Origin of the sequence: Roseivivax sediminis (genome assembly GCF_900112685.1) — a bacterium.
GTDB lineage: Bacteria > Pseudomonadota > Alphaproteobacteria > Rhodobacterales > Rhodobacteraceae > Roseivivax > Roseivivax sediminis.
Window position 1 is genome coordinate 1 of the sequence record NZ_FOMS01000025.1, and the last position, 19768, is coordinate 19768.

Consider the following 19768-nt stretch of genomic DNA (forward strand, 5'->3'; position numbering starts at 1 on the left):
GATGGTGTTGAAAAACTCCCCAACCGGGCAATCACCGGGCTCCGACCAGAATTTCGTTCTGGTGAAAGTCAGATCTCCCTCTCTGACGCGGCATTTTAGCCCCAAGCTAGAACAGGCGTTCTGGAATTTCGTGCTGTGTTGGAGCCGCCCGAGTTTTTCAACACAATCGGCCGTGAGCGACAGAGGTTGATGTGGCAACCGGGCGCCAAGCCGCTGCACCGCCGCATGTCGGCTTCGAGCCCGTTTCTTCCCTCAGCCGGCTGGCACGTCCGCGACGAGCACGGCCGTGAAACGGAGCGCGAAACAGATCGCGGCCGCGGCGGAGGCGAGGGCCGCGCGGCGGTTGAGGATCGCGCTGCGATTCATCGCCACGACCATCCGATTGAGGTCGGCGTGGTTCAGCGTCTCGAAGCGGGAGACGCGTCGTATGGTTCGCGCTCCCGCTTGGTACCAGAGGCCAGCAGCGACGAGGGAGCTCAGGATCGCGGCCAGGTCGAGCAGGATGAACAGGGTCGGCATGTCAGTCTGCCTCGGTTGAGGACGGCGCGGGCACGGTATCCGCCTGAAGTCCTGCGAGCAGTTCGAGCGTGATTTCGCTCTCCAGCCGTTCGGCCTCACGGGACGGGCAGAAAAAGGTGATCTCGGCTCTCAGTTTTCCCAGGTCGGAGGTGCGGAACCGGACGACGGGAGCCGGATCTGGGAGATCTGTATGAGTTCGCCGTTCGATCGCGGCATTGGCCCGTATAGCTTCCTCGCGGAACGGCGCGTAGTGTCTCTGCACGATCTCTGAGACTAGGTTTTGCGTCCGCTCGAGGGGCGGGACCGGATCGATCGTCACCGCGAACCGGTGATAGGTGTAATCGCGCAGCGCGGTCAGGTTCCGAACGGTGGCGGTCAGCAGCAAGCTGTTCGGCACGGTGATCGTGCTGCCCGTCGGTGTGTAGGCATGGGGCCCCGTCCCGAACTCCTGAAGCGTTGTCGCCAGGACGGTGTGATCGGTGACCTCGCCCCTGTTCTCACCAACCTCGATCCAGTCGCCAACGGCGAAGGCGCGCGTGGTCGCCAGCAGCACCGCCCCGGAGAGACAGAGGATCAACTCCTTCGTCGCCACGACGATAGCCACTGCCACCGCGGTCAATGACAGCGCGAAGGTACGCAACTGTGGGGCCCAGATGAACACCAGCCCGACTAGCACCAGGATCAGGAAGACGTTGCGGCTGGAGGTGATCAGGCGCCGCTGGTCATGGGGGGCGAGATCGGACCGGGCGCGGATCGACCGCACCACCATCCGGCGTGCGATCCATAGCAGCAGCAGAAGAAGGAGCGAGGAAAGCAGATCCAGTTGCGCCAGACGCACAAGATCGAAGGAGAACAGCAACCGGAGATCGTCGAACATGGGCCGAACCTGTGCCACACAAGGGCGCACGGCAAGGGCTCCGGGCGCCGCGATCGGTCCCTGTGGTGCCGTGACCGCTCGATATACCGCACTACGGTGTGGGGCGGGCAATTGCATCCGGCGTGGATCGGCCCGTCCGGGGCGCGATGCGGAACCCGATACGATGACCAGAGAGGGATAAATAGATGCTGGACGTATGGTTACCCTTGATTGGCGGGCTCGTGCTCCTCGTTGCAGGCGGGGATCTGTTGGTGCGTGGTGCCGTCCGAGTCGCGGAGCGTCTGGGGGTCTCTCCCCTCGTCATCGGTCTCACCCTGGTCGGGTTCGGCACTTCCACGCCCGAGCTGGTGACCTCCGTTCAGGCCGCGCTCGCAGGATCTCCGGGCATCGCGTTTGGCAACATCGTCGGCTCGAACATCGCCAATATCCTCCTGATCCTGGGCATCTCTGCGATGCTCTTTCCCATCACCGTCTCGTCCTCGGCCCTGTCCCGAGACGCGATGGTGATGCTGGGCGTGGCGGTCACCTTCGCCGCGCTGTCGTTCCTGATGCCCTTCGGACGGTTGATCGGCCTGGTCTTCGTCGCCGCCCTCGGGGTCTACATCTACCTGGCGTTTCGGCAGGAGAACGTCTCGGCCGAGCATGGCGCCGTCTACGACAAGGCAGCGGCTCTCGAAGCCGCAGATCCGGCCGCAACGCCGGGAACCGGCGGCCGGGGCGGGCTGGTCGCCCCCCTCCTCTTGGCGGTCGGAGGTCTCGTCCTTGTCGTCCTCGGCGGGCGTTTCCTCGTCGGTGGCGCGGTCGCCCTGGCCCAATCCTTCGGGATTCCGGAAACCGTGATCGGGCTGACCATCGTCGCGGTCGGAACCTCCATGCCGGAACTCGTCACGTCGGTGCTGGCCGCGTTCAAACGACAGAGCGACCTCGCCTTCGGCAATATCGTCGGGTCCAACATATACAATATCCTCGGGATAGGCGGCACGACCGTGCTGATCGCGCCAGCGCGCGTGCCGCAGGAGATCGTGACCTTCGACAACCTCCTGATGGTCGCGGCCTCGCTCCTTCTGGTCATTTTCGCCGCAACGGGGCGGCGGATCTCGCGCGGCGAGGGCGCCGTGTTCTTGGCAGCGTATCTCGCCTACCTCTACGTGCTCTGGCCCTGACGGAGGTCTGGAACGCTGTTTCAGTTGCCGGATCGGGAACGACAGGTCTGTGCGCACAGCTGACATCCCACTGTCGCCGGGGTTCGCAAGCGCGGCGAACGGTGGCTTCGACGGGCCGCGCTGCAGCATCCTGGTCCGAGGCGGAAGATCGGCAAAGGGCCGATAGTGTGGGTCTGACCGCCCTCGAGAACGGCCGACCTGCCGGCGCGATGCACGTGCCCCGGTTCTAATGCGCCTGCGGCCTCAACGGCAAGGTCGCCTGGTCGATGACCGATACCACACCTCGCGACGGGATCTTGCGGCCCACCAGGTGCACGCGCTGCGGCCGACGGATGATAGCTCGACGCTCGGATTTAGTCGTAGAACCCCTGCATCAGATAGGCGAATTCCTGGCTCACCGGGTCGTTGTCTATCGCTTCCTCGGCGGCAAGTCCCAGGAATGCGGCCAGGGCAAGGCTGGCGGCCTGGAGCGCGGGACGCAGACCGAAAAAGCGCCGGGAAGAGCCGACGCAGACGCGACGGACCGCCTGCATCGTTCCGGAGGTGCGCTCGGCCCGACGCGGTACCTGGCGTCCCGGCGCCTCGCGTGCCGTGTCGGTGGCGATCTGCCACGCGGTTTTCGAAGGGACGAGCCGCGCGGCTTCCGGCATCACGGACTCCCGTTTCCAGCCGGTCGTGATTTGCCGGCAGTGGTGGTAGGTGAACTCTTTCGAGCGGAACGCCCAGTTGAATACGAACCCGTCGAGGATGTGAGGTCGCCATTGCAGATCACCCAGCGGCCCGCTCGGTCGCACGCACCACTTCGCGGGGCAGGGCCTCTTGTTCGCAACGAGGAACCGATGGTCGTCATGCCGCACGACGGGGCCATGCGCTGGTTGCTGTGCATAGCGCCACTCGCCGCCAAAGCGGGTCAGACCGAACCGGCTATGCCAGGTCGCATCGAAGACGGAGGTCGACGTCCGGCCGAGCACCAGCTCGTCGATGTCGCAGCACAGAACCGCGCGGGCCTGTTGCAGGAAGCGCAGGCGCACGGCGTTGAGGGCGCATGTCTGCAAGAACAGCTCGGTATTCCCGTAGGGCCTGCGACCGCGGGGACCGAACGGCAGGCTCGTGCTCAGAACCAGAGCATCCAGTCCGGTGCGTTCGAGGACGCGCGCGATGTCGCCAGGCTCATACAGGGTCGATCCGTTGTCGACCAGGACGATGGCCTCTGCGCCCTGCGTCTGCGCATGGAAACGCGCGAAGTCCTCGATCCAGACGAGGTCGTTGTCCTTCGACACGGTGACGATCACGTTCCGGCCCCTGAAGCGCTCCGGCTCAGCGGGATGAACAATCGTCTCGAGGCGGGAGGTCCCCGATGCGAACGTAACGCGGGCCGGCTGGACGGGGCTCTTCAATCGAACGAGGCTATGGCGGTAGAACGTGCGCACGCTTGCCTTCGCAACGACGCCGTCCAGATAGAATGTTCCCTGGCGCACGGCCGAAGCGAGATTGTTCAGTCGCGGACAAACCAGCGTGACGATGCCGTCATGCCTAATGGCGTCCAGCCAGAGCGTCTGATCGTCGAATGCCTCGGCATAACCGTCCTTGCGGTACTTCGGCGCGACACGTGACAGACGCCGGGGGCCACCGCGCTCGAAACGCGCGGTCGCGAAATCTTCATCCATGTAATGCGACCCCGTTCCTGCGCGCCGGTATCCAGGCGACAGATAACCATTCGGATTTTTTAATGGAAGTCTGAACACTGGACTTTCTGCCTGCGTCGTGGTCCGGGTTTCTCCTCCAGGCACACAGTTCCTGTCGCACGTCAGCCCCTCCCGCTACGACGGGCGGGCACAAGCACATGTTAGGACGCCTCGCTTCGGGGAAGACGGTTCAAAGCCTGCTTGCGGCGAGGCCACGCTTGCCGCAAGCAGGCTCTGCTTAGATCAATGCCCGGAAGTTTGGATTAGAAACCATAGCATTTATGGCCTCTCCCAAGGCGCGATTGAAAGCAGTTGCCGCGTTATTACACGCTGATACTGCAGTAAAGCTCGTACTAAACTCTGTAGTGGAGTTAACTTTGAAACTCCTCCCGGACTGCGACGACACCAAGAAGTTTATCTGCCAGTTTCCGGCGAAGCTATCGGGTTTCAGTTGAGTGACCGTGATATTGATTGGCTTGGCATTCGGGCTGAATAACCCGCCACCCAAGAACTCGGCTTGTATGGCCTGTTTGATTGTATCCGCGACGTTATTGCCGCCTCCCAAATCGAGCGGGCCGGCCAATCGGCACTGAGGGCGCGCTTCCACGTTTTCGGCTAGATTAACTTGACCGACGGACGCGCGAGCACCGCTAGCTGAGAGTTGTTGGAGTTCGATGACGTTTTGTGGGCTGGTTTGATACTGCTGCGACGTATATGTGTCACACGCTGATAGCATAAGTGTGAGCGCAGAAAGCGCGCCGGCAATCTTCAGTCGCATTAGTCCCTCATATTCATTTTTAGGAAGCTATTTTGGTTAGCTTCTCGATGAAAGTAGTTCAAATAGGGATCGCTTGTGAAGAGCAAAACCATCGCTAAGTCGTGTGACTGCATGCAACCGGCTGCGCGGGCTTTGAACCGCGCCGGGCCTGCCGGCGGCTGGTTTTCGCTATTCGCGTGGCGTCGGTATCGGCTTCCAAGGCCACGTAATATTTCCCTTCGGCTTCTGCGGGTGGAGTGCTCCCGATGTCTGCGAGGTGGTGGAAAGAGTTGAACCACTCGACCCATTTCGGGCAAATCTTTTACATCCTCGAAATTGCGCCCAAGGGCTGCGGCGGTAAATGACCTCGGTTTTCGACAGCCTTGATCGGTTGCGAGATTACCAGGGGATAGAAGTCTCCCACGCCACGCCACGCCACGCCGCGCTCGCAGGCGTGATGATATGGATAGGAGATGAGCCATGGACATGTTGGCGCTCGACTTAGGCAAGCAATCTTTCCACCCGTAGGGTGCGATGCTGTCGCGCAAAGGTGGCCCCGGAAAGCTGATAGCGACGCGCAAGCGGCTCGCCCTGCGGAACGTCGCGATGGAGACCTGAGCGACGGCGCATCACTGGGGGCAGGTCTTCGCTCCATTGGGATGCAATATGCGGCTAAAAAGCTCGCTCTTCTTGAGCGGCGCGACGAATGACGCGGTTCATGCTGCGACGAGCTGCGACGGGGCATGTCGCCCGTCGATGTGGTTCGTGAATGTGAATGCGGTAAAGTAGCTGGACCTGACATCGCTGCACCGGATGCGGGACCGACTGCTGGTGCAGCGAACGGCGCCGATGAGTCACGGTGAATACTGCCCGAGTACGGGATTGTCCACGCGACCACACCGACGGTCTCGCGCCGGGTCTCCCCGCAGGCGTTGATGGCGTTGACGTTCGGGAGCGCAGAGGGGCCGACTTTCTCACCGCCGTTCCCAGCTAAGCCGTTCACACCGGAACAACGTCCTTTCAGCCCAACTACTGTAGGAGCCTGCTAGCGCTGATCCGCTTCCAAACTGCGCGGACGGCGGATGCGGCCGTCGGTGTCGGCGCAGGTGAGCAGGTAGCTTGCCGCTTCCTCAATGTCTGCGACGATCTCGGCTCCGGCGGTGTCTGCGTCACCGGCGGCGATGGCCTCGACAATGCGCGCGTGATGGTCGGAGCCGCGGAGAGAGGTGACGTAATCTGGAATCACGTAGGTCAGGATTGGGCCGGTGCGCAGCCACAGGTTCTCGATCAGCTCGTTGAGCAACGACACGCCCGCGATGCTGTAGATCATGAAATGGAACTTGCGGTGCTCGTCGAGATAGGTGCCAAAGTCGCGGTCGCGGATCAGGCGGCGCATGATGTCGAGCTGGGTGCGCACTCGCGCGACCATCTCGGGGCTGGCCCGCGTAGCTGCATCGCGGGCGGCGCGCCCCTCGAGCTCTGTGCGTACCAGGAGGATCTCGCGCAACTGATCGGCGGAAACGTCGGGGACCACGGCGGCGTTACGCGGCCCTGCCTCGAGAATGCCCTGCGCTACGAGGTGGGTCAACGCGTCACGCACCGGCGTAACCGAAATGCCGAACATCTCGGACAGTGAGCGCAGGGTCAGTGTCTCGCCCGGCTCGAACCGCCCCGCTAGGAGGGCCTGCTTTATTTGGTGTCGGACCCGCATCCAGAGCGGAGCATGTTCGAGCTTCTCGAAAGGCTTGGCCATTGTCACCTTCTCGGGGTCAGGAGATCGCGAGTATAGGGGCTGTTGTGAGATTTGACAAACTCTATGCAACATGTTTGTTATAACGAACAACACGAAGGAGGAGAAACATGTTGGACAAGACGATTCTCAGGGTGGCCGTGGTCTCGCTCGCGTCGGCGCTGGCGGCTGGCCCGGTCGTAGCGCAGGACTACCCGTCGAAGGAGGTGCGCTGGGTGATCCCGTGGAACGCCGGCGGCTCCAACGACATCATGGCGCGTTACCTTCAACCGATCCTGGAGGAGCAGGGCGTCTCGGTCGTGATCGAGAACCTGCCGGGCGGGACCGGCGCTGTCGGCATGGGGGAGGTCGCGGTCTCGCAGCCTGACGGGTACACCATCGGCAACGGCACCAGCTCGACGCTTGCGATCATGGCGCAGGGTAAGGCCCCGCTGAGCAACGATGACTTCACCAATGTCATCCGCGTCTCGGTCGACCCGCTGATCCTCGTGGTTCCGGGCAGCAGCGAATTCGACACGTTGGCGCAGTTCCTCGAGCACATGGAGGAAAATCCGGGCGACGTGACCATCGGCACGCCGGGCACCAACAACCTCAACCACGTATTCGCGGCGATGACCGCGCAGGGCGCCGGCGTCGACTATCGCCATGTACCCTTCCCGGGTGGCTCGCGGGTGATCGCCGAGCTGATGGGGAACCAGATCGCCGCAGGTGTGCTGAAGCCCTCGGAGACCATCGAACAGATCAGCAACGGCGATCTCAAGGCGCTGGGAGCCTTCTCGGACGAGCGGCTTGACGTGTTGCCCGAGGTGCCGACCTTTGCCGAGGAAGGCGTCGACGTCTTCCCTTACGGTCCGGTCGTGCAGATGGCCTATATCCAGGCGCCGGCCGGGCTCGATCCCGAAGTCGAAGAGACGCTTGCCGATGCTTTCGAGGCGGCGCTGACCAGCGACCAGTTCCGCGAGTTCGCTGACAAGAACGGCTTCATTATTGACCCGATCCGGGGCGAAGAGCTGGACGAAGAGGTCGCGGGCGTCTCTGGCGCCATCGCGGAAGTGGCTGAGCAGGTCTTCACCGACTGATCCCGCATAATCCCGAAACTTTGTCAGAGTCCCGCGCCTCCGGCCCCGTGCCAGGGCGCGGGCAAGAAGAGGTCGAGCATCATGCCGAACCTGAATCTCTGCTCCAGCATCATGACCTGCCTGTTTCTGATCGGCCTGTCCGTGGTCCTTGCGGGGCCGGCCTTCGATCTGCCGGGGCTGGGCCCTAGGGGCGGGCTACAGGCCGGTACCCTGCCGCAGTTCGTCGTGGTCATGGTGGCGCTGCTGGCCACGCTTTCGCTGGTCTCGGACCTGCTAAAATGGCGCCGCGGTAGGCAGCCCGGCGCCGAGATCGAACCAGAGGTCGCGCCGTTGCGGCAGGTCGTGTTCGTCGGCGGGGGCATCATGGCGCTGCTGGCGGTCTACGTCTTCGCCTGGAGGCCGCTGCCATTCCCGCTGATCTCGTTCGTGTTCTTCACCATCGTGAGCGCGATCCTCGCACCGCCCGCGGCGCGCAATCCCAGGGGCTACGGCGTCATCGCTCTGACAGGTCTGCTGTTCTCGATCTGCGTGTGGGCGCTCTTCACTTCCGTCCTCAAAGTTCCGCTGCGGTGATCCCATGGAAATCCTGAGCAACCTTGCCGTCGCTTTCGGCAACGAATTTTCCAGCCCGCTGTCGCTTGCGCTGATTCTCGTGGGGGTGCTGGTGGGGTTCGTCTTCGGGGCGACCCCGGGCCTGACCGCGACCATGGGCGTGGCGCTGTTCATCCCGCTGACCTTCCCGCTGAATTCGGACGTGGCGATCAGCATGATGATCGCGCTCTACTGCGGGTCAATGGCGGGCGGGGCGATCCCGGCCATCCTCATCAACATTCCCGGCACGCCTTCGGCGGTTGTCACCACCATCGACGGCTATCCGATGACGCGGAACGGCCGCGCGGTCGAAGCCTACGGCTGGGCGCTGGTCGCCTCCGTGGTCGGTGGCTTCGTCGCCTGGGTCGCCCTTGTCAGCCTGGCCCCGGCGCTGGCGCGGCTCGCACTCAAGCTGGGCTCGGCTGAATATGCCGCCGTGGCCTTCCTCGGGCTGGCGATCATCTCGTCGGTGGTCGCGGCGCCGCTGGTCAAGGGCGTGCTGGCCACCATCATCGGCATCGGCCTGTCTGTTGTCGGCTTCGACCAGATCACCGGCGAGGGGCGCTGGACCTTCGACAGTCTGCAACTAACCCGGGGCATCGGGATCATGCCTGCTCTGATCGGCCTGCTGGTGATCCCCGAACTGATGATGACGCTGTTCCAGCGCGAGGCCCATGCCGAGGCGCCGAAATCTCTCAAGGGCATGTTCCCGAGCCTACGGAGCTTCATGGGGCAGGGGGTCAACATGATCCGCTCGGCGGTGATCGGCGTGGCGACCGGCATCATCCCGGCCCTCGGCGGCAGTGTCGGTGCGCTCATCGCCTACGACCAGTCCAAACGCTTTTCGAAGAACCGAGCCAATTTCGGCAAGGGAGAGCCCGAGGGGGTCGTCGCTTCGGAAAGCGCCAATAACGGCGTCACCGGCGGCGCGCTGATCCCGCTACTGACGCTCGGCATCCCCGGCGACACGGTGACCGCCATGCTGCTGGGTGGGCTAATGATCCATGGGTTGCAACCTGGCCCACGCCTCTTTGAGACCAGCGGTGACATCGTCTGGAACATTCTCGCTGCGGTACTGCTGGCCAACATGGCGATCATTATCGTGGGCGCCATCGGCTTCCGGCTTTTCGTCCGGGTGCTCGACGTGCCCAAGCACCTGCTGGCGCCGGCGCTCTTCGTGCTGGCCGTGGTCGGGACCTACGCGCTCGCCAACAGCTGGTTTGACGTCGTGATCATGCTTGGCCTCGGAATCTTCGGTTTCATTGCCACGCTGGGCGCGATCCCCGTCTACCCGATGGTGATCGGGGTAATCCTCGGCCCTCTGCTGGAATCCGAGACCAGGCGGGCGCTCGTCATCAGCGGCGGCGACTGGACGACCTTCCTCACGAGGCCCGTCTCGGCCGTGCTCGTGACGCTGGCCATCGCAATCCTGATTGGCCCGTCCCTGACCCGCTTGTTCCGTCGTCGTGCATCTGACGCTGCGACGGAGCCCCGAACACTCGACCCAAGGAGAGATCATGAAGATTAAGTCCGTCACCTGCCACCACCTGAGCGCCCCCGTGGAACGTCCGTTCACGTCGTCGCGCGGATGGCTCTACAAGACGCGCAACACCTGCCTCGTGGAGATTGAGACCGAGGACGGCATTGTCGGCTGGGGGGAATGCTATGGCCCCTCCGCGGTCGCCCGCGCCTTCATCGAGACGCAGCTCGCCGGGCAGATTATCGGCCGCGATCCCTTCGACGTCGAGGTGATCTGGGAACATCTCTACAACCGCATCAAGGATTACGGCCAGACCGGCATGGCCATCGCCGCGATCAGCGGTATCGACATCGCGCTGTGGGACATCATCGGCAAGGCCACCAGCAAGCCAGTGCACAAGCTCATTGGCGGCGCCTTCCGCACCGAGGTTGAGGCTTATGCCACCGGGCTTTACTTCATCGACATGGATCGGGTGACCGAGGAGGCCGTGGAAGAGGCGCAAAAATTCGTCTCGGAGGGGTTCCGGGCCATCAAGATGAAGATTGGCCTCGGCTCGCTGCAGAAGGACATCGACCGCGTGGCAGCGGTGCGCGAGGCCATCGGCACCGACATTCGACTGATGGTGGACGCCAACCACTGCTACTCCGTGCCAAATGCCATCCGCATCGGGCGCAAGCTGCAGGAGCTGGACATCGACTGGTTCGAGGAGCCGATCTCGCCCGAGGACGTGGATGGGTATGTCGAGGTCACACGGGCGCTCGACATGGCCGTGGCCGGCGGCGAGAATGATTTCACCCGCTTCGGCTTTCGCGACAAGATCGTGCGCAAGGCCATGGACATCGTGCAGCCCGACGTCTGCGCGGCGGGCGGGCTGACGGAATCCAAGAAGATCGCGGCCATGGCCAGCGCGCACGGGGTGGAATGCGTGCCGCACGCCTGGGGGTCGGCGGTGGGCCTCGCGGCAACCATCCACTTCCTCGCCTCGCTGCCCGACCAGCCGCCCTGTCTCGTGCCGCAGCCGGTGCTGCTGGAGTTCGAACAGGAAGAGAACCCGTTCCGCGATTTTCTCGCCACGGAGCCCATCGTGCAGAAGCAGGGTATTGTTGCGGTGCCGGGCGGGCCGGGCCTCGGCATCGAGATCGACCGCGAGATTATCAAGAAATACCGGGTGTCGTGATGCGCTTCGTGACTTTCGAAGAAGGAGGTCGCGAGCGGGCAGGGGTGCTTCTTCTGCCCGCGGGCACCGATCCGGGCGGGGCGGACCTGCTGGCTGACCTCGCGCATCCCGACCTGGCGGATTGTCTCGGCGATGTGCCCCCCGACCTGTTGGCGATGATCACCGCCGGGCTCGGCCCCATCGCCGAGCGTCTGACGGCCCGCTTCTCCGAGCGGCCCGGCGCGGGCGTGCTCGGGCCCGTGGCGACGCAGAATGTGCGCCTGCTGGCGCCATTACCGGCCCCTCCGCGCATCATCGGCGCCGCCCACAACTACGTCTGTGCGATGCGTGAACGTGGGTTGCCACCGCCGGACGCGCCTGTGCTGTTCGAGAAATCCCCCGCGACCGTCGTGGGACCGGACGCGCCGGTGATCCTGCCCGCCGGGGCGGGCGGCATCACCTACGAGGCCGAGTTCGCGGCGGTCATCGGCCGCCGCGCGGAGGCCGTCACCGCAGAGGACGCCCTGTCCCATGTTGCGGGCTACACGCTCTTCAACGACGTGAGTGCGAGCGAGATCATTCGCGCGGACGGTGGGTTTGAGCGCGGCAAGAACTTCCCGACCTTCGGCCCCATGGGGCCCTGGCTCGCCACCGCCGACACCTTCGACCCGACGCAGGGGCAGCGCGTGACGCTCTCGGTCGATGGCACGATCCGGCAGGACGGCACCGTGTCCGACCTCCTCTTCGGCGTAGCCGAACTGATCGTCCACCTGTCCCGGGATGTCGCGCTCGAACCGGGCACAGTGATTGCCACCGGCACGCCCGCCGGTGTGGCGCCGGTTCAGACGCCGCCCACTTGGCTGCAGCCCGATTGCGAGATGATCACCGCCATCGAAGGACTTGGCCAGCTCCGCAACCCGGTCCAGAACGAGGTCCCTACCGATGCAAGATGAGGTCATTCTTCTGACCAACCCGATCCACGATGACGGGATGCGCATTCTCGACGGGCTGGGTGAAATCGTGGTTGCCCCCGACACGAGGCCGGACACGCTGCGCGATCTCGCGCAGGGGGCCACGGGGATCATCGTCCGTGCCCAGCTGCCCGACGACATCGTGACTCACGCGCCACGCCTGCGGGGCATGGTTCGCCATGGCGTCGGCCTCGACTTCATCCCCGTCGCCAGCGCCACCGAGCACGGGGTCCCGGTCGCCAATCTGCCGGGCAGCAACACAGCCTCGGTGGCGGAATTCGTCTTTGCCTCGCTGCTGAACCTGCGTCGCCCGGCGGCCAGCTTCGACGCCCTGCTGCGGTCTGAGGGCTGGGACGTCAGCCGTGCCACCGCCTCGGGCACCGCTGAGATCGGAACCACCACCCTGGGCATCGTTGGGGTCGGCTCCATCGGCCGGCATGTCGCGCGCATCGCCGGTGCCGGCTTCGGCATGCGGGTTCTCGGGTCTTCGCGTCGGAAGGGGCGCATGCCGGAGGGGGTGGAGGAGACCGATCTCGACCAGCTCTTCGTCGAGGCGGACGCGGTGCTGCTGTCCTGCGCGCTCACCGACGAAACGCGCGGGATGGTCGATGCTCGACGATTGGGGCTGATGAAGCCCGGCGCGGTGCTTATCAACGTTTCGCGCGGGCCGGTCGTGGACACCTTGGCGCTCTGCGCTGCTCTCCGCGAGGGGCGATTGGCGGGGGCCGCACTCGACGTGCACGAGACGCATCCGCTGCCGGAAGATGCCGAGGTGCTGAGCGTTCCCAACCTGCAGCTCTCTCCGCACGTGGCGGCGATCACCTCCACCAGCATGCGCGCCATGAGCGTCGGCGCTGCAGAGGAGATGCGCCGCATCCTGACCGGGCAGGACCCGGAGCATTTCGTCAACCCCGAGATCCGCGGGCTCTGAGCTGCACCCCATTTCCGCGGCCCCGCGGCCGCGTCAGATCGCAGAAGGTACGAGAACACATGCGTATTACGGAAGTCACGGCCGTCCCGGTCTCGTTCCGCGTTCCCGAGGGCAAGAACGTCCGGCTCGGCATCGGCCGCGCCGTCAAACGGGATGCGGTGCTCGTCCGGGTATCGACCGACGAGGGCATCACCGGCTGGGGTGAGGCGCATCACGGGCGCTGCCCCGGCGCCATTGCCAAACTCATCGACACCACCATGCAGGAGCTGGTGCTGGGCGCCGACCCGCTCGATTCGAACGGGGTCTGGAGCAAGGTTCACCGGATGCAGCTTGCTAGCCACGGCATGGGGGCAGCGGCGGCGATGGCGCTGTCGGCCATCGATATTGCGCTCTGGGACATCCGGGGCAAAGCGGCGGGTCTGCCGATTTACCGGCTTCTCGGGGGGGGCAAGCGCCCGACGCCTGCTTATGCCGGGGGCATCTCTCTTGGTTGGCAGGCGCCCGCGTCCCTCGCCGAGGAGGCTGCGAGCTACGTCTCCCGGGGTTACCGCGCGTTGAAGCTGCGGGTCGGCGAGTCGCCAGGCATCGACATCGCGCGGGTCCGGGCAGTGCGCGAGGCGGTGGGCGATGACGTCGAGATCCTGGTCGACGCCAACACTGGCTACAGCCTCGACGACGTGCGCCGAGTGATGCCGGCCTATGAGGAGCTGGGCGTCGCTTGGTTGGAAGAGCCGTTTCCCCCGCAGGATTACCGCGACTACAAACTGGCAATGGGCTACGGCCGGGTGCCGCTCGCTGCGGGCGAGAACCACTTCACCCGCTTCGAGTTCACCCGGATGATTGAGGACGGCGCTGTACGCTACGCCCAGCCGGACCTGTCAAAGGCGGGGGGCATTACCGAATGCGCCCGCATCGCCACCCTGTGCTCGGCCTGGCGGATGAGTTTCAATCCGCACACCTCGGCGACCGGAATCAACATGGTTGCCTCGATCCATATGCTTTCGGCGGTGGATAACCCAGGCTACTTCGAGGGCGACGTGGCGCACCACAACCCGTTCCGCGACGAGATTTGCGGCTTGTCCTACAACGTCGACGTTGATGGCTGCGTTTCGCCTATGGATGGTCCGGGTCTCGGAGTAGAGGTCGATGAGGACTTCATCGCCGCGCATCCGTTGATCGAGGGGCCCTGCTACGTCTGAGTCCCCACGGACCACTTTAAAGGGGCTAAGCCGAGGTGTCGACGCGCAAAGGTGCGTGTGTCGTGCGCGGTGTAGGGCGAGCCATTGTCGCTTAGCATGTCGACGGAATGCGGCGCGCGGTAGCCTCCGAACCGGGCCTCGACGGCCTCCAGCATCATGTCGCGGACATCGGACCCGCTGATGCCGGCGCCCGCCACGGTGCGCCAGGAGATGATCTCGCGGTCGTGCGCGTCGATGATGAACGCGCCGCGGATGATGTCCTTGTTCCAGCAAGTGAGTGAACTCGAACCCGTCGGAGCACCATCGGAGGTTCGAGCGTATCGCCACGACCTTTCCGTCGTGGACGCGCTCGGGCCGCTCGGCATGTGTCCGTGCCAGCAGCAGGCCATGGCCTGCATGATGCGATATACGCCCTTGTGGTTTGCAGGCGTCGCGCCCACCCGCAGTCGCCGGTTCAGAAGCGCCGCGATGCGGCGGTAGCCATAGGTCGGCCGTGCCGCCACCAGCGCCTCGATCAACGGCAGCAGCGCCGCGTCTTGCGCTTTGTGATAGCGCTGCCGCGGCTTCGCGCTCCCGTTCATCCGGGCGTGCAGGTTCGAGCGGGCGACGCCCAGGGTCTCGGCAACGACCTTCACCGGGAACCGCCCTTCGGCCGCGAATGCACGAGCCACGTCCGTTCTTTTAAGCGCGTCTTGTCCAGCGCCTCCTTGAGGATCTCGACCTCGAGCGTCTTGCGACCGAGCTGGCGCTCGAGCTCGCGGATGCGATCCTCCATCTGCCGAACGGCGCGATTGCTGGTCACATCTTCATCCTCGGACACGGCCGCCGCTCCTCCATCCAGCATCAGACGACGCCAACGATACAGCAGGTTCGGAGCCACGCCATTCCGCCGCGCGACGACCGAGATGCTGGCGCCGTCCTCCAACGTCTCCTCGACGATCCGCAGCTTCTCCGTGGCAGGCCAGCGGCGCCGACGCCCGCCATCGGTGATGATCTTATCTCAGACATAAGCACGTGCTCAGGCATATGCCTAAGCCTCCATGACTATGCCCAGGTGTCCTGTCGAAACGGGGGCCAGTTCAGACGGCCATGCTGAACCTCGTCTCATGTTGTGTCTGGGGCAGTGATACGGGGCGCGGGCGTTGTTCGTGTTGGGGTGCGGAGCAGGACGCCCCGGATGATGGCAGGGGCGGATCGCAGATTGTTTCAGTAGGAAGTACGTACTTTGAACTGAATTATGCTTGACGACACCACCAGTCTTTGTTAGCCAAGATCTGCAACGGACGAGGCGGAGCGACGATGTCATCACAAGACGCGAAAGTGGAATTCCATGAGCGAGCCCGCGAGTTCGAAGAAACGTTCGGGGGCGCGGACTTTTTCGAGGATGGTTTCATCCAGGTGCTGGAGCGGCTCTTCACGCTTTCTGCGCTCATGCTTGGTGAAGATGTTGCAGAGAGATCTTTCGACAGCATGGTGCAGGCCGGCTTCTCGAGAAGGGAGGGAAGTTGGCGCGAGATCTTGGAGGAAGACTACAACGGGATCTACTCTGAAACGCGCTTGGGTACGTTGGTGCACGATCTGAGTGCTTATGCAGACTACGGCATCGTTCTGGCCTCATGTCGGTCTGATGAACATCGCGCCGAGCTGCTCGGTGGACAGATCGAGGCGGCGAAGCAGTACTTGTCGCTTCTACCCGTTGAGCTCTGGCATCTGCAGGACCAGCATCTCGTGCGTATTCTCGAGAAGGCGATCGCTAGATGGAAAGTTGAGCAGGGGGAGCAAATAAATGCCCATGAGCTTGCATTGCTCTCTGGCAAAGCGTTGCAAACCGTGAAGAACAACTTGGGTGCGAAAGGAAAGCCCATCCAGGGCAATCAGCACCAGATCGAGGCGAAAGTTGCGCTTGCATGGCTCCAAGATCAACGCGGGTTCAAGTCGTCCATATGGCGTCAGCAGCAGGACGAGGACGTTCCGTCAGATCTCGAGGTCGACATGGGTGAGGTCGCCTTTGTCCCGGTGGCCCCGGACGGCTCGATCTTTCACCCCGGCGTCAAACGGGACGGCAACTACCTGATCGACGAGAAGGGACGAGAAGAGCGCCTCGCGGACTACTGGCAGGCCCTGCACCGACTGCAGTCAATGCACGTCCCGGAATGGCGCCGACCAACGGCTGGCGGGTCCTGGACCCGCGTGCGCGGTGTGGATTGGAAAAGGTTGCCTGTCGAGGAGCTCAAGCAACTCTCCCACGACAGCGGCAGCTGACACTAGGGGAAGATCACCAACAAATCGGAAACAGCGACGCCGCGCAATGGCACGACCGCTGCGCACCGGCATTCTATGGCGCGATGTTTCCAGGGCAGCCAAGACCCCTTCCAAGATAATCACAGCTTGTAAGCTCGCTGTCTCACCACGGCCCCGCAAGGACTGGTAATTTCAGTAATTGTCAGGCCGTTCGACCCAGCGACGCCACAAATAAGCTGGCGCTGCAGTCGAAGTCTCACCCACGACCAGCAGTGATCTTCGTCCAAGGCCATAACTCTCCGAACGTCTAGAGAAAGGAGCCCTTCATGAACCAGATGAACCTGAATCTGGAGCGTGCGAGTATGCGCAAGTCACTCGCCCGCGGCTATGCTCGGCAAGTCTTGGATGCCGCGCATCGCGATGGATGTTGCGAACAGGCGCTGGAGAGCGCGCTGGGTAAGATGCCTCGGAAAGGCCGAGGTCTCGCGCGCTGGTGCCAACAGGTTCGGCGGCGAAGCGGAGTCCTGGCGGTGGCGCAGCGTAGCGATCGGACGCTGGTCATTGACTACCGTAAGAGCGCTTGTGGGCAACGAATGGACGCGGAGGGTCGACTCTTCAAAGAGGAAACACTGAACTACACTCGTTACCTCGTCACGGCATGGAGAGCGGGCTACGAATTTATCCCTGTGCGGGCATCGTTTTCGGCTCATGCCATTCAGCGCTTCGTTGAGCGCGGCACCGTTTCGCTCGGGGACGATTTCGGAGCCCAGCTGGATATGGAGGGGCGCCGTGTGCTTCAAGGGTTTGAGCATGGGCAGCACTTCGTCGATGGTGCAGACTATTTTGCCACCGTTCGCGATGACGGGGTCTGGGCCGGTGCATTCGAAGACGCCCAGGAAGAGCGCTGGTGGCCAACAGCCAAAGGATGTGTGTCTTTCCGCTGGATGGCTTTCAGAACATTCCTTGGTCCGGACGAAATGCGTCCGGTCATCTGGCATCGTTGGAACGAAGCGCGCCGCCATCAAGCTGAGTGAAATGCTGGGATAAGACAGTCGCCGCGCGTGCGAAAAGGCATCGCTTCAGGCTTGTCGGTGTCCGAGGATAATTCCGGCACAGGACCTCCCCAAAAACGCCAGACCTACCTGTGCGCAAAGCATGCCTGCTGCGCAACGGGCACGTATTACTCACCAACCCTGAGAAAGGACCACGACATGATGACCACCGCGTTCACCCCGCTCCTAGTGCCCACGCTCACCCCGTCGTCGCAGCTCCAGAGGCCCCGAATCCGCTTTCCGGGTAGCGTCCAGCGCAGTCAGGATGAGCCGGACTACTTCGCGGAACCCGATGTTACGTCGACATACGCGATAACCGATGCTCCGAGACAGGGGCGCTTCGAAAACCGCGTGACGCTGACCCCTCTTCTCAACCTTTCGCTCTACTCTTTCAATGCCAGGGTCGACTTTATGGAGATCAAGGCGAAAAGCCGCACACAAGTCAGCTCTGCTGACCTTTCCAAGTACATTTGGAGTCGATCTTATATTCGTACAACAGTGTCCGGCGATGCCCAAGGGAAGCTGATTATCAATGTGAAGAAACCGATGCGCTGGCATATCAAGGCGCTGATTAAATGCCTGAACGATCACCCGATCGTCGAGACAGAGGGCGAGATCAACGCGATTCAAGTCAGCCTGCAGGCAAACGCCGACCGTGCCTATTTCGAGGCGGACCCGACCCGAGCGGAACAGGAACGCTGGGCCCTGACGGAACTGTTGAGCCGGCATTTCCTGCCCCCGTCATACACGTGGGACTTCCCCGGGGGCCAGCCCAGGAGCGTATATGACGATGGCATTGGGGTGGGTCACTTTCTGTGGAAGCCGTCGGCGCAGAACGGGGTGAAGCAAACAGAATGGAGCCGGGCGCACACACGTATGATCCGGGAGGCCCGCGACGTCGAGTACCACGAGCAACTGGAGTTCGAGACGCGCCTTGACCCGTGGAACTACCATCAGCACGCGGTGAACGGCACGACCTGCTTCGGAAACAGGGCTTGCGCGCTCATGTTCAAAGTCATGCACAGAATAAAGGACACGCAAGATCTGAAGCACGGCAAGGAAACGATCCTCGACAACCAAGAGCGTCGGGCATGTGTCGAGGCCACCCTCCGCGGTGACGCACTGCGTCGCCACAGTCTGACTCATTGCAGCCATGTCGGAGCCGGCTTGCGCAAGCTGCGAAAAGAGTTGTTCAAGTTCTGGTTGCCCACGGTGAGGCTAACACAGGGGTGCGTCGTTTCGGCTTTCGAGTTGGAGCGGTTTCAGCGGGGTGGTGTCTATGCTGTTCGGCAGGCCGCTCTGGCAGCACGTGAACGGGAGGCGTACCTGAATCGCCGTGTCCGAGGCCGTAGGTTCGAGCGGAAGTGGAGGCGGGAGGCCAACGATGATCACGACGGCCTGCAGGCGTTCTCGTATCTCAACAAACGGTGCGCAGACGCGCTGAGAAGGGCTGAAGGGTCTTGGGCCCGTCTGGACTAGGAGGCCGAGACTCTCATGGTTCCTGGATGATGGGCAGGGGGAATGTGAGGGCGCGTTAAGTATCAGGTTTGCAATGACTGACTGCCGCGCGTCTTCCTTCGACCGCCTGCCCGCGCTGGATGCAAGTGTAATCTCTCGTGAGAGCGCCGCTGCTACCGGAGGTGGCTCTTTGCCGCCCGAGATTGCACAGACGCAGCCACGGGCGAATTCTGAGCCTCCTGACGCATATCTGCACAGCGTGGGGCGACCGACGTCGCCCCGCCTCATCGGCAGGCTTCGTCGATGATCCTGTTCAAGGTCGCGTCGCGGATGTCCATGAGCTGCACGAGCATGTCGAAGTAGGTTCGACGCTCTGCCTGGCAGAGCTGCTTGAAGCGCTCGATCTCGGGAGCCGGACCGCGGACGTTGAGCTGCGCATCTTGCACGGGAAAGGCTCGCTCCGCGCCTGTCTGGCGTCGTGACGCTGCCACCACCTCCCAGGTCGCCGGCATGTACTCGATCATCGCGGTCCTCAGCAAGAGCTCGACATCGACGCCAGTGGTGGCGGCGAAGGCGGGAATGCGTTCGAGTGGCATACGCATATCGCCGTTCTTCATCATCGAGACCACGTTCGGGCGCTCGTAGCCCATCTCGCTGGCGATCTCGCGTTGGCTCTTGCCGCTGGCCTCGATGGCATCGGCGATCATGCGGGCGGTGGGGCTGTCGGTCATCAGGTCCTCGTTGTCTCAGTGGGTTACGAGACGATGATAGAAGGCGACATGAGCGTCCTTGATGCGGTGTGACAGTGGACCGGTCAGCAGGGGCGGTGACAGGAAGTCCTAGAACGGTCGGCAGTCGT

The 19768-nt window shown here is 63.3% G+C and carries 18 protein-coding genes and 1 pseudogene; 12 read left to right on the top strand and 7 right to left on the bottom strand.

From position 1 onward, the window contains the following. Positions 1-190: hypothetical protein (locus tag F3H57_RS22695; RefSeq protein ID WP_223163196.1), on the top strand; the 190-nt coding region annotated here is incomplete at its 5' end. A gap of 62 nt (positions 191-252) precedes the next feature. Here F3H57_RS22695 and F3H57_RS21675 read toward each other — a convergent pair. Further along, positions 253-519, bottom strand: a complete 267-nt coding sequence (locus F3H57_RS21675) for a hypothetical protein (protein ID WP_149758965.1) — start codon at positions 517-519, stop codon at positions 253-255. A 1-nt stretch (position 520) separates the two neighbouring features. Next, positions 521-1396: a mechanosensitive ion channel family protein gene (locus F3H57_RS21680; RefSeq protein WP_188129794.1), complete on the bottom strand. Its 876-nt coding sequence runs from the start codon at positions 1394-1396 to the stop codon at positions 521-523. A gap of 185 nt (positions 1397-1581) precedes the next feature. On the opposite strand from F3H57_RS21680, the gene F3H57_RS21685 reads away from it, so the two are divergent. Next, a complete protein-coding gene (locus F3H57_RS21685) occupies positions 1582-2559 on the top strand; it encodes a calcium/sodium antiporter (RefSeq protein ID WP_149758968.1) in 978 nt (325 codons plus the stop codon). Positions 2560-2912: 353 nt separating this feature from the next. Here the strand turns inward: F3H57_RS21685 and F3H57_RS21690 are convergent, their stop codons facing one another. The 3 genes from F3H57_RS21690 to F3H57_RS21700 form a co-directional block, all read right to left on the bottom strand. After that, the gene (locus F3H57_RS21690; RefSeq protein WP_149758970.1) at positions 2913-4226 is read right to left on the bottom strand and encodes a hypothetical protein; all 1314 of its coding nucleotides are present in this window, start codon (positions 4224-4226) and stop codon (positions 2913-2915) included. Between the two features lie 256 nt (positions 4227-4482). Further along, positions 4483-5022 (bottom strand): YajG family lipoprotein, encoded by a 540-nt coding sequence (locus F3H57_RS21695; protein WP_149758972.1) that lies wholly within the window; start codon positions 5020-5022, stop codon positions 4483-4485. Positions 5023-6046: 1024 nt separating this feature from the next. Further along, the gene (locus F3H57_RS21700; protein ID WP_188129795.1) at positions 6047-6754 is read right to left on the bottom strand and encodes a GntR family transcriptional regulator; all 708 of its coding nucleotides are present in this window, start codon (positions 6752-6754) and stop codon (positions 6047-6049) included. Positions 6755-6861: 107 nt separating this feature from the next. Between F3H57_RS21700 and F3H57_RS21705 the strand changes: the two genes are divergently transcribed. The 7 genes from F3H57_RS21705 (at position 6862) to F3H57_RS21735 (ending at position 14158) form a co-directional block, all read left to right on the top strand. Continuing rightward, a complete protein-coding gene (locus tag F3H57_RS21705) occupies positions 6862-7830 on the top strand; it encodes a Bug family tripartite tricarboxylate transporter substrate binding protein (protein ID WP_149758976.1) in 969 nt (322 codons plus the stop codon). Between the two features lie 81 nt (positions 7831-7911). Then, positions 7912-8403 (top strand): tripartite tricarboxylate transporter TctB family protein, encoded by a 492-nt coding sequence (locus tag F3H57_RS21710; protein ID WP_149758978.1) that lies wholly within the window; start codon positions 7912-7914, stop codon positions 8401-8403. A 4-nt stretch (positions 8404-8407) separates the two neighbouring features. Continuing rightward, on the top strand, positions 8408-9949 hold the full coding sequence (locus tag F3H57_RS21715) for a tripartite tricarboxylate transporter permease (RefSeq protein WP_149758980.1): 1542 nt from the start codon (positions 8408-8410) through the stop codon (positions 9947-9949). Next, positions 9939-11078, top strand: coding sequence for a mandelate racemase/muconate lactonizing enzyme family protein (locus F3H57_RS21720; RefSeq protein WP_188129796.1), 1140 nt, complete (start codon positions 9939-9941; stop codon positions 11076-11078). Before F3H57_RS21715 ends, F3H57_RS21720 begins: the two co-directional genes overlap by 11 nt. Beyond that, entirely contained in the window at positions 11078-12010 is a 933-nt protein-coding gene (locus tag F3H57_RS21725) for a fumarylacetoacetate hydrolase family protein (protein WP_149758982.1), read from the top strand. The genes F3H57_RS21720 and F3H57_RS21725 overlap by 1 nt, the downstream gene beginning before the upstream one ends. After that, entirely contained in the window at positions 12000-12959 is a 960-nt protein-coding gene (locus F3H57_RS21730) for an NAD(P)-dependent oxidoreductase (RefSeq protein WP_149758984.1), read from the top strand. Before F3H57_RS21725 ends, F3H57_RS21730 begins: the two co-directional genes overlap by 11 nt. A gap of 59 nt (positions 12960-13018) precedes the next feature. Next, the gene (locus F3H57_RS21735; protein ID WP_149758986.1) at positions 13019-14158 is read left to right on the top strand and encodes a mandelate racemase/muconate lactonizing enzyme family protein; all 1140 of its coding nucleotides are present in this window, start codon (positions 13019-13021) and stop codon (positions 14156-14158) included. Positions 14159-14178: 20 nt separating this feature from the next. Here the strand turns inward: F3H57_RS21735 and F3H57_RS21740 are convergent. Continuing rightward, positions 14179-15184, bottom strand: a pseudogene (locus tag F3H57_RS21740) (IS3 family transposase); the annotation flags it as partial. A 273-nt stretch (positions 15185-15457) separates the two neighbouring features. Here F3H57_RS21740 and F3H57_RS21745 point away from each other — a divergent pair. The 3 genes from F3H57_RS21745 (at position 15458) to F3H57_RS21755 (ending at position 18930) form a co-directional block, all read left to right on the top strand. Continuing rightward, positions 15458-16420, top strand: a complete 963-nt coding sequence (locus F3H57_RS21745) for a hypothetical protein (protein WP_149758988.1) — start codon at positions 15458-15460, stop codon at positions 16418-16420. 305 nt (positions 16421-16725) lie between these two features. After that, complete coding sequence (locus F3H57_RS21750; RefSeq protein WP_149758990.1) at positions 16726-17433, top strand: hypothetical protein; 708 nt, start codon at positions 16726-16728, stop codon at positions 17431-17433. 177 nt (positions 17434-17610) lie between these two features. Next, the gene (locus F3H57_RS21755; protein ID WP_149758992.1) at positions 17611-18930 is read left to right on the top strand and encodes a hypothetical protein; all 1320 of its coding nucleotides are present in this window, start codon (positions 17611-17613) and stop codon (positions 18928-18930) included. Positions 18931-19193: 263 nt separating this feature from the next. On the opposite strand, the gene F3H57_RS21760 is transcribed toward F3H57_RS21755, so the two are convergent. Further along, positions 19194-19640, bottom strand: coding sequence for a ribbon-helix-helix protein (locus tag F3H57_RS21760; RefSeq protein ID WP_149758994.1), 447 nt, complete (start codon positions 19638-19640; stop codon positions 19194-19196). Between the last annotated feature and the right edge of the window lie 128 nt (positions 19641-19768).